The sequence below is a fragment of the Azospirillum largimobile genome (genome assembly GCF_977007025.2).
Genome location: NZ_CDRMUA020000001.1, coordinates 1,296,374 through 1,310,491 on the forward strand (window position 1 = coordinate 1,296,374; position 14,118 = coordinate 1,310,491).

Annotated in this window: 12 protein-coding genes; 6 read left to right on the top strand and 6 right to left on the bottom strand. The window is 68.3% G+C overall.

Annotated features, from left to right (window positions below; translation table 11 throughout):
• Window positions 1-7: 7 nt before the first annotated feature.
• Genes ACWPKK_RS06060 through serS form a run of 3 tightly spaced genes read right to left on the bottom strand, consistent with a single transcriptional unit; the run spans window position 8 to window position 2,711 of the window.
• On the bottom strand, window positions 8-661 hold the full coding sequence (locus ACWPKK_RS06060) for a protein-L-isoaspartate(D-aspartate) O-methyltransferase (protein WP_452001797.1): 654 nt from the start codon (window positions 659-661) through the stop codon (window positions 8-10).
• On the bottom strand, window positions 658-1,440 hold the full coding sequence (gene surE, locus ACWPKK_RS06065) for a 5'/3'-nucleotidase SurE (RefSeq protein WP_452001800.1): 783 nt from the start codon (window positions 1,438-1,440) through the stop codon (window positions 658-660). Before surE ends, ACWPKK_RS06060 begins: the two co-directional genes overlap by 4 nt.
• Window positions 1,440-2,711: a serine--tRNA ligase gene (gene serS / locus ACWPKK_RS06070; protein ID WP_452001803.1), complete on the bottom strand. Its 1,272-nt coding sequence runs from the start codon at window positions 2,709-2,711 to the stop codon at window positions 1,440-1,442. Before serS ends, surE begins: the two co-directional genes overlap by 1 nt.
• A gap of 218 nt (window positions 2,712-2,929) precedes the next feature.
• Between serS and ACWPKK_RS06075 the strand changes: the two genes are divergently transcribed.
• The 6 genes from ACWPKK_RS06075 (at window position 2,930) to ACWPKK_RS06100 (ending at window position 11,503) form a co-directional block, all read left to right on the top strand.
• Window positions 2,930-4,150: an MFS transporter gene (locus tag ACWPKK_RS06075; RefSeq protein ID WP_452001805.1), complete on the top strand. Its 1,221-nt coding sequence runs from the start codon at window positions 2,930-2,932 to the stop codon at window positions 4,148-4,150.
• Between the two features lie 86 nt (window positions 4,151-4,236).
• Window positions 4,237-4,809, top strand: coding sequence for a 1,2-dihydroxy-3-keto-5-methylthiopentene dioxygenase (locus tag ACWPKK_RS06080; protein ID WP_452001808.1), 573 nt, complete (start codon window positions 4,237-4,239; stop codon window positions 4,807-4,809).
• Window positions 4,810-5,245: 436 nt separating this feature from the next.
• Complete coding sequence (locus ACWPKK_RS06085; RefSeq protein ID WP_452001811.1) at window positions 5,246-6,529, top strand: type III PLP-dependent enzyme; 1,284 nt, start codon at window positions 5,246-5,248, stop codon at window positions 6,527-6,529.
• 143 nt (window positions 6,530-6,672) lie between these two features.
• Window positions 6,673-8,094, top strand: a complete 1,422-nt coding sequence (locus tag ACWPKK_RS06090; RefSeq protein WP_452001814.1) for a homospermidine synthase — start codon at window positions 6,673-6,675, stop codon at window positions 8,092-8,094.
• Between the two features lie 155 nt (window positions 8,095-8,249).
• Window positions 8,250-10,652 carry an LPS-assembly protein LptD gene (locus ACWPKK_RS06095; RefSeq protein WP_452001817.1) on the top strand — a complete coding sequence of 801 codons (2,403 nt, stop codon included), beginning with the start codon at window positions 8,250-8,252 and terminating at the stop codon, window positions 10,650-10,652.
• Window positions 10,653-10,777: 125 nt separating this feature from the next.
• The gene (locus tag ACWPKK_RS06100; RefSeq protein ID WP_452001819.1) at window positions 10,778-11,503 is read left to right on the top strand and encodes a hypothetical protein; all 726 of its coding nucleotides are present in this window, start codon (window positions 10,778-10,780) and stop codon (window positions 11,501-11,503) included.
• Here the strand turns inward: ACWPKK_RS06100 and ACWPKK_RS06105 are convergent.
• The 3 genes from ACWPKK_RS06105 to ACWPKK_RS06115 are packed head-to-tail and all read right to left on the bottom strand — an operon-like array spanning window position 11,494 to window position 14,113.
• Entirely contained in the window at window positions 11,494-13,515 is a 2,022-nt protein-coding gene (locus ACWPKK_RS06105; RefSeq protein ID WP_452001822.1) for an O-linked N-acetylglucosamine transferase, SPINDLY family protein, read from the bottom strand. The two genes, ACWPKK_RS06100 and ACWPKK_RS06105, sit on opposite strands and share 10 nt — an antisense overlap.
• Window positions 13,512-13,880, bottom strand: a complete 369-nt coding sequence (locus ACWPKK_RS06110; protein ID WP_452001825.1) for a YdbL family protein — start codon at window positions 13,878-13,880, stop codon at window positions 13,512-13,514. The genes ACWPKK_RS06105 and ACWPKK_RS06110 overlap by 4 nt, the downstream gene beginning before the upstream one ends.
• The gene (locus ACWPKK_RS06115; RefSeq protein ID WP_452001828.1) at window positions 13,880-14,113 is read right to left on the bottom strand and encodes a YnbE family lipoprotein; all 234 of its coding nucleotides are present in this window, start codon (window positions 14,111-14,113) and stop codon (window positions 13,880-13,882) included. Before ACWPKK_RS06115 ends, ACWPKK_RS06110 begins: the two co-directional genes overlap by 1 nt.
• Between the last annotated feature and the right edge of the window lie 5 nt (window positions 14,114-14,118).

Below are 14,118 nucleotides of genomic sequence, written 5' to 3' on the forward strand. Positions count from 1 at the left end.
ACGGGTCTCATGCGGAACGGACCGGTTGTGGCGGGTCGGACAGCAGCGGAACGAAACGGACGGGCCACAGGTCCTCCCGGATAAGGCCAGCTTCGGAACGCCGGAAACGCACGACCCTTTGGTCGCGGTGATCGGTTCCCAGCGGAATGACCATGACACCACCAACGGCGAGTTGATCCGTCAAGTCTTTTGGCGGCTCGGGCCCACCGGCGGCTGTGACCAGTATGCGGGCGAAGGGCGCCACCTCCGGCCAGCCGCGCGTCCCGTCGCCGAGCCGCGTGGTGATGTTGCCGATGTCCAGCGCCTTGAACCGGGCCTCCGCCTCGTGCAGCAGGGGCTTCAGCCGCTCGATGGTGAAGACCCGGCGGCAAAGCCGCGACAGCACCGCCGCCTGATAGCCGGACCCGGTGCCGACCTCCAGCACGAGGTGCCGCGGGTGCAGGTCCAGCGCCTGGGTCATCTGCCCGACCACCAGCGGCTGGCTGATGGTTTGGCCCAGATCGATCGGCAGCGCCACATCCTCCCATGCCCGGTCCTGGAAGGCGTCCGGAACGAACAGTTCCCGCGGTATCCGCTCGATGGCCGCCAACACGCGGGTGTCGGTGACGCCGGCCCCGCGAAGGGCCATCAGCAAGCGGATCTTGCGCGGGTTGTAGGTCACACGAAGGCCTGCCTCAACGTCTGCAGCGTCGGCGTGTGGGTCAGGTCGAGGTAGATCGGCGTCACCGAGATGCCGCCGTTGAACACGACATGGATGTCGGTGTCGTCGGACACGTCGGCTTCGCCGCGCAACGTGCCGATCCAGATATAGGGCTTGCCGCGCGGGTCGACGCGTTCGAACAGCTCGTCGCCGATCTTGCGCTTGCCGTGGCGCACCACCTGGATGCCCGTCACCTCTTCGGCCGGGCGGGCCGGGAAGTTGACGTTCAGCAGCACGTTCTTCGGCCAGGCCACCGTCACCGCCTTGCGCACCACCGCCGCCCCATGGGCGGCGGCGGCGGACCAGTCGATCGGCTGGCCCGGCTCGTAATGCTGGCTCATGGCGATGGCCGGCACGTTCAGCAGCGTCGCCTCCATCGCCGCGGCGATGGTGCCGGAGTAGGTCACGTCCTCGCCGATGTTGGAGCCCTGGTTGACGCCGGACAGCACCAGCGTCGGACGTGAGTCCCTCATCACATGGTTGACCGCCAGCAGAACGCAGTCGGTCGGCGTGCCGTCCACGGTGTAGCGGCGCTCGTCCAGCTTGCGCAGGCGCAGCGGCCGGTTGATGGTCAGCGAATGGCTGGCCGCCGACTGCTCCATCTCCGGCGCCACCACCCAGACGTCGTCGGACAGTTCGCGCGCGATGGCTTCCAGGACCTTCAATCCCTGCGCATGGATACCGTCGTCGTTGGTGACGAGGATGCGCGTCTGGGACAGGTCGAGCGGCAAGTTGAACATCAGATCGAAATCCTCTCCACTCCGCGCATATAAGGACGGAGCGCTTCCGGGATCAGAATGGAACCGTCGGGCTGCTGGTAATTCTCCAGCACCGCGATCAGGCAGCGCCCGACCGCCACACCCGATCCGTTGAGGGTGTGCACGAATTGAGTTTGCTTCTCGCCCTTGGCCCTGCAACGGGCCTTCATCCGCCGCGCCTGGAAATCTCCGCAATTGGACACGCTGGAGATCTCGCGGTAGGCGTTCTGGCCCGGCAGCCACACCTCGACGTCATAGGTCTTGCGCGAGGAGAAGCCCATGTCCCCGGTGCACAGCACGATGGTGCGGTAGGGCAGGCCCAGCCGCTCCAAAATAGTCTCCGCGCAGCGGGTCATGCGCTGGTGCTCGTCCTCCGACTGCTCCGGCGTGGTGATGGCGACCATCTCCACCTTCCAGAACTGGTGCTGGCGGATCATGCCGCGGGTGTCGCGCCCGGCCGACCCGGCTTCCGCCCGGAAGCAGGGGGTCAGCGCGGTGTAGCGCAGCGGCAGCTCCTCCGCCGCCACGATCTGGTCGTTGACCAGGTTGGTCAGCGGCACCTCGCTGGTCGGGATCAGGTAATGGTCGCTGGAGGTGGTCTTGAACAGATCCTCCTCGAACTTCGGCAGCTGGCCGGTGCCGAACAGGGCGTTGTCGCGCACCATCAGCGGCGGGGCGATCTCGGTGAAGCCATGCTCCGACGTGTGGATGTCCAGCATGAAGTCGGCGAGAGCGCGCTCCAGCCGGGCAAGCCCGCCCTTCAGAACGGTGAAGCGGGCGCCGGACATGCGGGCCGCCGCCTCGAAATCCATCAGGCCCAGCGCCTCGCCCAACTCGTAATGCTGCTTGGGGTTGGCGATGTCGGCCGGGGTGCCCCAGCGGCGGACCTCGACGTTGGCGGTCTCGTCCGGCCCCTCCGGCACGTCGTCGGCCGGGATGTTGGGCAGGCCGGCCAGCAGGGCGTCCAGCTCGGCGCCGAGCGCGCGTTCCTCCTCCTCCACCTGGGGCAGGCGGTCCTTCAGGGCCGCCATCTCGTCCAAGATCGGCTGGGCGTCGCGGCCCTCGCGCTTGGCGAGGCCGACTTCCTTCGCCGCCTCGTTCCGGCGGGCCTGCATCTCCTGCATCTGGGTCTGCGCGGCGCGGCGGCGGCCGTCGAGGTCGAGCACGGAGGACGACATCGGCGCCAGTCCCCGGCGGCCAAGGCCACGGTCGAAGGCTTCGGGATTCTCACGGATGGCGCGAAGGTCGTGCATGGCTCGAACAATCAACGAATTGTGTGGGGGATTGGTTATACGGCGCGCCCCGGCGAAGGTCCAGTACAAGGCCGTGGCGGCACCACTCCTGATAGGGACCTGCACGAACGGCATGGCCGCTGCGCCGCGGCGGATGTTGGAACGGAGGGCCGCCACAGGGCAATGTCGCCGGTGCGCTGCAGCAACCGGCGCGAAAACCAGAGCATGGAGCCCATCGCGTGCGCGACGAGATCGAGACCGGTGCCCAGGCCGATGCAGAAACCGCCTATCTGCAGGCCGGCACCCCCGCCTATCGCCGCGCCAGCCGCATCCTGTTCGTCGCCGGCTTCTCCACCTTCGCGACACTCTACTGCGTCCAGCCGCTGCTGCCCGACTTCGTGCGGGAGTTCGGGGTGACGCCGGCGGAATCCAGCTTGTCGCTGTCGCTCACCACCGGCGTGCTGGCCGGTGCGCTTCTGGTGGCGGGCGCCATCTCCGACGGGATCGGGCGCAAGCCGGTGATGGTGGCGGCCCTGCTCGCCGCCGGCCTGCTGGGCATCGTCGGCGCGCTGATGCCGGACTGGCATGGCTTCCTGGCGGTGCGGGCGCTGGAAGGGCTGGCGCTGAGCGGCCTGCCCGCCGTCGCCATGGCCTATGTCTCCGAAGAGGTCGATCCGAAATCGGCGGGCGTCGCCATGGGGCTCTACATCGGCGGGACGGCCATCGGCGGCATGTCCGGCCGCGTGCTGACGGCTGTCGTCACCGATCTCGGCACCTGGAGGCTGGCGGTCGGGGTGGTGGGCGCGCTGGCGGTGGCCGCCGCGGTCACCGTCTGGTTCGCCCTGCCGCCCTCGCGCCATTTCGTCCGCCGCGCCGCCGGGATGAAGGCGCTGGTGCGGGCTTGGCGCGGGCTGCTGACCGATCCGGCCCTGCTCGGGCTGTTCTCGCTGGGCTTCCTGCTGATGGGCGGCTTCGTCACCGTCTTCAACTACATCGGCTTCCGCCTCAGCGAGCCGCCGTTCGATCTGCGGCCGGCGGTCGTCGGCGCTGTGTTCCTGGTCTACAGCTTCGGCGTCGTCAGCTCGCCGCTGTTCGGCGGCTGGTCGGGACGCTTCGGGTCGAACCGCACCCTGGCGACGGCGGTGGCGCTGATGGTGGGCGGGCTGGTCCTGATGGAACTCGACAGCCTGTTCGCCATCGCCCCCGGCATCGCCCTGTTCACCTTCGCCTTCTTCGGCGCCCATTCCATCGTGTCCGCCTGGATCGGCCGCCGGGCCACGGCGGCGCGCGGGCAGGCCTCGTCCATCTACCTGTTCTGCTACTATCTGGGCTCCACGCTGGCCGGGACGCTGGGCGGGCTGTTCTGGCATGACTACGGATGGACGGGGGTGGCGGCCTTCGTCGGGCTGCTGCTGGTGATTGCGGTCGCCGTGACCGTGGGGCTCCAGCGCAGCCGCTGATCGCGCGACGAACGGTCGCGCTTGCAATGCCGCTTATTGCGTCGCGAACAGCATCACTTCAGGGTGTGTACATTGGTTCGGCAGGAGTGAGCGCATTGAGTCACCTGACCGTTTATCTGGAGAACGACGCCCTCCGGCCGGAATTGAGCACGGCCGATCCCGCTTTGATGGCCGGGCACCTAGCCCATGGCGGCATCCTGTTCGAACGCTGGACCGCCGGCACCCCCCTGCCCGCCTCCGCCGACGGCGATGCGGTGCTGGCGGCCTACGCCGCACCGGTCGAGGCATTGAAGGAGGCGCGCCGTTTCCGCTCCGTCGACGTGGTGCGCGTCACTCCGGCAACGGAGGGCATCGCAGCCCTGCGCGCCAAATTCCTGGACGAGCACACCCATGACGAGGACGAGGCGCGCTTCTTCGTTGAAGGAACCGGCGCCTTCTACATCCATCTCGACCGCCGGGTGTTCCGCGTGGTGTGCGAGGCCGGCGACCTGCTGAGCATTCCCGCCGGCACGCCGCATTGGTTCGACATGGGGCCGCGGCCCCGCTTCACCGCCATCCGCTTCTTCACGCGACCGGACGGCTGGATCGCCAGCCCGACCGGCGACACCATCGCCGCGCGGTTCTCGCCGTTCGAACCCGGGACGGTGGAGGCGGCCTGACTCCGCCTTATTCGCGCCCCAAAAATTTCACTTGAATCACGGACGGAATAGCGTAAATCAATCGGCACGACGCACCCGCACGTGCCTATGGCCCTCTGTGGTTATGCTACGACGTACCGCGTCCTTTTTGGCAGAACCGGCCATTCCAGTGGGCCGGTCCCGAGAGGGAGGTCAGTATGTACGCTGCCCACGGTGGGGCTGTGAGACGGTAGCCCTTTAGCCGGTAAACGACGCGCTGTTGCCTGGAGCTTCACAGCCCGGGGCCGCTGCTCGCACCGGCTTTTTCCGTCTCCCCCCTTCCCAAATCCGATCATCGCCGATTCCGCTGCACCTCCCGTGCCACAGCCTTGTGCTGGCCGGTTCAAGGCGCGGCCGGGGATCGCCGTCTGCTCACCGGGCCGGTTTGCACGCCGCCGTCCGGGGATAGGAGTGCGCCATGGGTTTCCTGCGTTCCCGTTCCGCCGTCACCCCGCTGCGCCGCGTCGGCCTGAACGACAGCAGCGTCGTTTCGCTGTCCAGCGGCCGCCGTTCGACGGTGGCGCAGGCCGTCGCCCTGCACCGTCCGGAAGAGCCGATGCACTGCATCCGCCCCGGCGTGCTGGCCGACACAGCCGGCAGCTTCCTGGCTGCCTTCGCCGAGGCGACGGATGCCGTCGCCCGCGGCGGCGACGTGCTCTATGCCGTGAAGTGCAACCCGGAACCCGCGGTGCTGCGCGCCTTGTGGGCCGGCGGCGTGCGCCATTTCGACGTCGCCTCCCCCGGTGAGATCCGCCTGATCCGCCAGATGTTCCCGGACGCCGTCCTGCATTACATGCATCCGGTCAAGGGCCGTCAGGCGATCCGCAACGCCTATCACCAGTATGGCGTCCGCGACTTCGTCCTCGACAGCCGCGAGGAACTGGACAAGATCCTGGAGGAGACCGACGACGCCGCCGACCTCGGCCTCGTCGTGCGCCTGGCGCTGCCGAAGGGCAATGCGGTCTACGACCTGTCCGGCAAGTTCGGCGCCGCCATGGCCGATGCGGTGGAACTGCTGCGCGCCGCCCGCGCCGCGGCGCCCAAGGTCGGGCTGTCCTTCCATGTCGGTTCGCAGATGCTCGACCCGTCGGCCTACGAGCGCGCCATCGCACTGGCCGGCCGCGTCATCGCCGAGAGCGGCGTCGCCATCGACGTGCTGGACGTCGGCGGCGGTTTCCCGGTGTCCTATCCGGGCGTCACTCCGCCGCCGCTCGGCGACTTCATGGCCGCCATCGCCCGCGGCGTTGCCGCCCTTGACCTGCCGGCGCACTGCCGCCTGTGGTGCGAGCCGGGCCGCGCCCTGGTCGCCCCCGGCGTCTCGCTGGTGGTGCAGGTGGTGAAGCGGCGCGGCAGCGAATTGTTCATCAACGACGGCGTCTATGGCGCCCTGTCGGACGCCGGCGTGCCGGGTTTCCGCTTCCCGGCACGGCTGATTCGCCCGTTCGAGGCGATGACCGACGCCGAGGATGCTGCCTTCAGCTTCTACGGCCCGACCTGCGACAGCGCCGACAAGATGAACGGCCCCTTCCACCTGCCGGCCGACGTCAAGGCCGGGGACTGGATCGAACTCGGTCAGCTGGGCGCCTACGGCTCCTGCCTGCGTACGGCCTTCAACGGTTTCGACCAGGCGCGCGTCGTGGAAGTGTCGGACGCGCCGCTGCTTGCCACCCCCGGCTATCGATTGCGCTCCTGCGCAGCCTGATTGCGCCGCCGGAATCTGTGGATAAAGCGTAAAGACACCCGTAACATTCACCGGTCCGGCGCGTTCCGTTCCCACTTCTCCGAAGTGGGCGGAAGCGCCGGCTCATGTCGTTGGCCTAAACTACCTCGGGGAGACAAAAAATCATGGCCCTGGACACGAAGCTCTGCACGTTCACAGGCCGCATGGTCATCGTTGGATTCGGTTCGATCGGCCAGGGTGTCTTGCCTCTGCTTCTGCGTCACATCGGCGGACTTACCGCCGACCGAATCACCATCGTCACCGCCGAGGAGCGAGGGCGCGAGGAGGCGGAGCATTACGGCGTCGCCTTCCACAACAACCCGCTCGACAACGACAATTTCTTCCAGGTCCTGAAGCCGCTGATCGACAAGGGCGATTTCCTCGTCAACCTGTCGGTCGACGTCTCGTCGGTCGCGCTGATCGAATTCTGCCAGCGGGTCGGCGCCTTCTACACCGACACCTGCACCGAACCGTGGGCGGGCGGCTACACCGATTCCACCCTGTCGCCGTCGCTACGCTCCAACTATGCGCTGCGCGAAACGGCGCTGGCACTGCGCAGCCGCTTCGAAGGCGGCCCGACCGCCCTGATCACCCACGGGGCGAATCCGGGGCTGGTGTCGCATTTCGTCAAGCAGGCGCTGCTGAACATCGCCGCCGACACCGGTGTCGAGACCGACGTTCCCACCGACCGCGACGGCTGGGGCCGGCTGGCGCAGAAGCTGGGCATCAAGACCATCCATGTGGCGGAGCGCGACACCCAGGTGTCGAACCAGCCCAAGCAGATCGGCGAGTTCGTCAACACCTGGTCGATCGACGGCTTCGTCAGCGAGGGCTGCCAGCCGGCCGAACTCGGCTGGGGCACGCATGAGAAGGCGCTGCCGCCCGACGGGCGCCGGCACGAGTTCGGCTGCGATTCCGCCATCTATCTGATGCGGCCGGGCGCCGCCACCCGCGTGCGCACCTGGACCCCGCTGGAGGGGCCGTTCCACGGCTTCCTCATCACCCACAGCGAGGCGATCTCGATCTCCGACTATTTCACGGTGCGCGAGGGCGGCAAGGTGGTTTACCGGCCAACCTGCCACTATGCCTATCATCCCTGCGACGACGCCGTGATGTCGCTGCACGAACTGGTCGGCAAGAACTACAACATGCAAGCCGAACAGCGCCTGATGATGCACGAGATCACCGGCGGCATGGACGAGTTGGGCGTGCTTCTGATGGGCCACCCCAAGGGCGCCTACTGGTACGGCTCGCGGCTCGACATCGACACCGCGCGGTCGCTGGCCCCCTACAACAACGCCACCTCGATGCAGGTGACGTCCACCGTTCTGGGCGGGATCGTCTGGACGCTGGAGAACCCGAATCGGGGTGTGGTGGAACCGGACGAGGTCGACTTCCGCCGGGTCCTGGACATCGCCTCCCCCTATCTGGGCGAGGTGGTCGGTGCCTATGGCGACTGGACTCCTCTGCAGGACCGCAACACCCTGTTCCCGGAGGACATCGACGAGGACGATCCCTGGCAGTTCAAGAACTTCCGGGTCGTTTGAAACAGGTTGGATGAAGTCCCGCAGCTCCTGCCGCCGCTCCGGCGGCGGGGGCTGCGGCGTTGCTGCCACAGGGCGGACGGCGACACGGTGACATTGCCCGCGGCAGGGTCTTGAAACCGTTGACTTGGGCTTTCGCTTCCCCCAATCGTTCCGCCATGCCCAAGCACGTCTCCCGGCGCGCCCGCGCCAAAGCTCCGACCGCCGCCAATCCCATCCTTCGCTCCGGCATCGTCGGGCTGATGGTGGCGTGCGGGGTCGCCGCCGTGGATCTGGCCCTCACCGACATGGCGCAGGCCCAGTCGCCGGCCACCCCGGTTCCCGGAACGAAGCCGGCCGCCGCCCAGGCCGCTACCCGGGCCACCACCGGGCAGGGAGCCGGCAATGGAGCGGCCGGCGGAACGGCGAGCCCGACGGCGCAAAAGCAGGACCCTGTGCTGCTCACCGCCGACCAGGTGACCTTCGACGAGGTGAACAGCCTCGTCACCGCCAGCGGCAACGTCGAACTGGCGCAGGGCAAGCGCAGCGTCCGCGCCGACAAGATCACCTACAACCAGAAGACCAAGGTCGTCACCGCCACCGGCAAGATCCGGCTGGTGGAGCCGTCGGGCGACATCATCTTCGCCGATTACGCCGAGTTGACCGACGACCTGAAGGACGTGTTCATCGAGAACATCCGCGTCCTGATGACCGACAACGGCCGGGTGGCCGGTACCGAGGGCGAGCGGCGCGAGGGCCGTCTGACGCGCGTCAACCGCGGCGTCTACAGCCCCTGCGACCTCTGCAAGGAAGACCCGACCCGTCCGCCGCTGTGGCAGATCCGTGCCGTGCGCATCGTGCACGACAATGAGGAGCACGAGGTCCGCTATCGCGACGCAACGATGGAGATCTTCGGGATCCCGGTCGCCTACACGCCCTACCTGTCGCACCCCGATCCCTCAGTCGACCGCAAGAGCGGCTTCCTGACGCCGTCCGCCGGCAACAGCTCCAACCTGGGCGCGATCCTCAAGACCCATTACTACTGGGACATCGGGCCGGACCAGGATGCGACCTTCGACCTGCATTACTATTCGCAGCAGGGGCCGCTGCTGGGCGGCCAGTACCGCAAGCGCTTCGAGAACGGCCGGCTGGAGTTGGAAGGCGCCATCACCCGCGGCGACGGCGGCAACAGCACCACGGCGCCCAAGGAGACGCGCAACCGCGGCTACATCGCCGCGCGCGGCCTGTTCGACATCGACGAGACCTGGCGCGCTGGCTTCGACATCAAGCGCGCGAGCGACCCGACTTTCCTGCGGCGCTATTACGATTTCCGCGAGGACTATCTGACCAGCAAGGCCTTCGTTGAGGGCTTCCGCGGCCGGAATTATGCGGCGATCACCGGCTACAGCTTCCAGGACATGCGTTACGGGAACCCGATTCCCGAGCCGGTCGCCCTGCCCGATGCGCGATACAATGCGCTGGGCGAGCCGGGAAGCCTGTTCGGCGGCCGCTGGTCGCTGGACACCAGCCTGCTGGGCGTCTCGCGCCTCCAGAATGCCGGACCTGATACCCAGCGCGTCGTCGTGCAGCCGGGATGGGAGCGCAACATCGTCTCCAACGCCGGCTTCGTCACCACCCTGTCGGGCAGCGTCCTGGTCGCCGGCTACACGGCGCAGCAGTTCAACAACAACGACCCGACGGTCCGCGGCGACGACAACATCAGCCGTTTCCGCTTCTTCCCGCAGGGGCAGGCGACCGTCCGCTATCCTTTCGTCCGCTATGGCGAAACCTCCTCCCAGCTGATCGAGCCGATCGGCCAGCTGACCTTCGCGCCGAAGCTGCCGAACGGCCGGTTGTTCCCGAACGAGGACAGCCAGGACATCGAGTTCGACGAGGTGAACCTGCTGCAGCCCAATCGCTTCACCGGTATCGACCGGCTGGACGACGGAATGCGCTTCACCTACGGCTTGCGCACCGCGATCTACGGCAACACCCAGGGGTCGGCCAGCCTGTTCCTGGGCCAGAGCCGCCGCCTGACCGAAACCGGCGCAGGCTTCACCGGCGGCTCGGGCCTGGAGGATAGCGTGTCCGACTATGTCGGCCGTTTGGACCTGCAGCCCGCCGAGTGGCTGGACGTGAATTACGGCTTCCGCATCGACCATGAGTCGCTCCGGCCGCGCCGCCACTCGCTGAACGCCTCGGCCGGCGTGCCTCTCCTGCGGCTGTCCACCTCCTATACCTATGTCGACCAGACCAGGTCGCGCACCGCGGTCACCCGCGACCGGGTGGAACAGGCATCGTTCGGCGTGTCGTCCCAGTTCACCGACCGTTGGAGCATCGGCGTCAGCCACACCCAGGCGATGGAACCGCAGCCCGGTCCGCGGTCCAGCCTGGCGGTCCTGTCCTATGCGGATGAATGCCTGGTTTTCCAGACCATCGCGCGCCGCGACTACACGGTCAGCACCACCGGCGAGCAGGACGGCAACACCATCTTCTTCCGTCTGGTCTTCAAGAATGTCGGCGAGTTCAAGAGCCCCGGCCTGAACGCCGGCTTCCTCGGCGGCAGCTCGGCCAACCAGTAGAATCGGCGCGCCCATAGCCGGGAGCGACAAGCCATCACGGCTAAACGGACGGCCAAGGGGTTGCATCCCTTGGCCGTTGCCGTTAGCCATATCGCCCGACGAGACAGCCCGCCGCGACCGATATCATGACCCTGGGACGTTACGACTACGAACGACGGTACCGCCGGCGCATGCGGGCCGGCGTGATCAAGTTCCTGCTGCTTGCCGCACTGGTTCTCGGCGTCGGGCTCTTCTCCTACCAGATGGGGATCGAGCAGCTGAAGGGCCGCGACGTGACCCTGCGGGAGGAGATCGCCACCCTGTCGCGCCAGAAGGCGGAACTGGAACTGCTGGCCACACAGATGCAGCATGCCGCCCGCACGGCGGAGGCGCGTTCCGCCGAGCTGGAAGGCCGCCTGCAGCGGGAGGTGCCGACCGGCGACCTCGCCAAGCTGACACAGCTGGTGTCGGAACGTCTGAAGAGCGGGCTGGACGCCAACCGCCTGTCCTTCGTCATCTCCCAGGCTCAGGTTCAGCGCAACTGCCAGCCCGCCGAAACCAAGCGCTTCACGCTGAGCACTCCGCTGTTGAAAGGGGGGGCGCGCGGCGCGACCTTCGGCAACGGCACCGTGACCATCACGGGCGAAGGCCAGTCCGCCCACAACACGCAGGGCAATGCCGAAAGCTGGTTCGATCCGGGCCAGCCGGTGACCATCCGCATCACCGGCATCGGCGGCAAGACCGCGACGGTCGCCGGCGTGCTGCCGCTGCACCAGTCGCTGGTGGTCGACAACAGCGAATACCGCTTCACCTTCGCCGCCTCCCAGCGCTCCTTCGTGGAGGTCACGGCGGACCGCTGCGCCTATCCCTGAAGCGGAACCGTGAACCCGCGCGGCGGTCCGCCCGCCGCGTGGACATCCCACATGGCGAGGTAGGCAGCCTCGATCGAGCGGGCGAAGCGGTCGGTGTCGAACAGCGGGGCGGTCGCACGCGATTCCTCCAGCCGACGTTTCAGCGCGGCCAGTTCCATCGGCGTTTCGGCCAGACGCTGCGCCGTCGTCTCATAGGCGTCCCAATCCGGCACCGCCAGTTCCGGCAGACCGACGGCCCACAGCAGGCTGGCGGCGACCCGCCCGGCGAAAGAGCGGCCCGGCACCGTCAGCACCGGCAGCCCGGCCCACAATGCATCGCTCGCAGTGGTGTGGGCGCCGACCGGGCTCGAATCGAGGAAAAGGTCGGCCAGCCGATGCCGCGCCAGATGGGCGGCGCCGGGCAGGCGGGGGGCGAAGACCAGCCGCTCCGCCGCGATTCCTCGGTCGGCCGCGGCGCGGCGCAGATTGACAGTGACCTCCGCCGGTCCTTCCAGCAGCCACAGGACCGATCCCGGCACCCGTTGCAGAATGCGGCACCAGCGGTCGAACAGTTCCGGCCCGATCTTGTAGGGCGCGTTGAAGGCGCAGAAGACCACTCCCTCCGCCGGCAGGCCGCAGTCGGCACGGCTGGGCACCGGCCCGATCGCACGCTTGCGGTCGTTCGGCTGGTAGCTGTCGGGCAGATGGACGATTCGCTCGCTGTAGAAGCTCTGATGATCGGCCGGCGCCACCACCGGATCGGCGATGACGTAGTCGATGGCCGGACTGCCCGTCGTTCCCGGATAGCCCAGCCATTGCGCCTGCACCGGCGCCGGCCGGCGGGCGGCGATGCCGGGCCGGGCGCCCTGGGTATGCCCCTTCAGGTCCACCAGTATGTCGATTTCCGCCCGATGGATCGTATGCGCCGCCGCGTCGTCCGTCATTGCGGACAGGTCGAGGAAGCGGTCGAACCCCGTGGTCAGCCGCCGGCGCAACGTCCCGCCATCGTCGGGACCGTAGGAGCAGCCGACGATCTCGAACCGCCCGCGGTCGTGCCGCTCGACCAGTTCGGCGATCAGCACCGCGGTGGCGTGCTCGTGAAAGTCGGCGGAAAGATAACCGATGCGCAGCTTTGCGCCGCGGGCGGTGCGAATCGGGAAGGCCGGTTCGAAACCGCGGGTCTTCCAGGCGGCATAGCGCTCGGCGCAGACCCGTTCCAACGCCGGCCCCGCCCCTTCGCCAAGGAAGATCCAGGGATGGACCTGCTGGGTCCGCCCCTCCCGCACCAGCCCGACAAGCTTGGCGGACAGCACCTCCAGCCCATCCCAGCGGCAGAGATGCCGGCGCTGTTGCACCAGCTGCGCCAGCACCCCGCCGGGGTCGGGCAGGCCGATGCGCAGAGCGCGCTCGAATCCCGTTAGACTGGCGGCATCGTCTTTCGCTCCGCCTCGCTGCCCCCGCTCCTTCAAGGTCAGGGCGAGGTTCGCCTGCCCCTCCGCCAGATCGGGCCGCAGGCACAGGCAGGCGCGGAATCCCGCGACCGCACGGTCCAGGTCGCCGCGGTCGCGGTGCAGCGCCGCCAGGGCAAGCCGCGCCGGAACCAGCATCGGGTCGAGCGCCATCGCGCGACGCAAGGCAGCCTCGGACTCGTCCAGCCGGCCAAGCTCGCGCAGCAGGACACCCTGGTTGCAGGGCGCCGGGGCAAAGCGCGGCATCAGGCGCGCGGCCTCGCCATAGGCCGACGCGGCCTCCGCCGGGCGGCCCAACGCCTGCAGGGTCACGCCCCAATTGAAATGATTGCCGCCGAAGTCCGGCAGCCACGCCAGCGCCTTGCGGTGATGGGCCTCCGCCTCTGCCAGCCGGCCCTGGCGGCGCAGCGCCTCGCCGAAGTTGGAGCGGGCGACCGCCTCCTCCGGCGTGCCAGCCTGCCTTGCCGCATCGAGCGCTGCGAACAGAGCGGCCAGCAGCGCGCCGTCGCCCGGCTTGGTAGCCAGACGGCGGCGCAGGTCGGCGACGGTGGCCGCGTCGGTCACTTCCGTTGCCACTGGCCGGCGGCGGTCATCACGAATTGGCCGGCGGGGGTGCGCTCGATCAGTTGCTGGCCGGCGACGGCCTGAACCTTGTCGAGCGCCGTGCCGTTGCCCTTGGCGATCTCCCGGTAGCGGGCGAGCCGCTGGGCGTTCACCTGCTCGGCCAGCGCCTGGGCGGAGGCGGGCGCGCCGGGAACGGCGCCGACCAGCCCGTCCGGACGCTCGCCGATCTGGCCGGCGGCCTTGGCGGCGGCCAGCGCATCCTGCGCGAAGGCGAGCGACGGTAGGGCGGAGGCCAACAGCCCGGCTGCCACGGCGGACAGCGCCAGCCGGTTGAAGCGGCGGCGGGTGATGGGAAGGGTCGTCATCACTGTTTCCCCTTGGCAGGATAGGTCACGGAGTCCGCGGGCAGGCCGAACAGGGCGGGGTCGTTGCGGATGGCGTCGTCGACGTCGCGTTCCAGCTTGACCCGCACCTCCTGCTCGATGCGGACGTTCAGGTTGATCTCGATAGGCTTGTCGGGCGCTTCGATCTTGACCGTGGGGGCACAGGCTGCCGCCGCGACGGACAACAGCAGGGCGGCCATCAGGCGCGCGGCCATAGGAT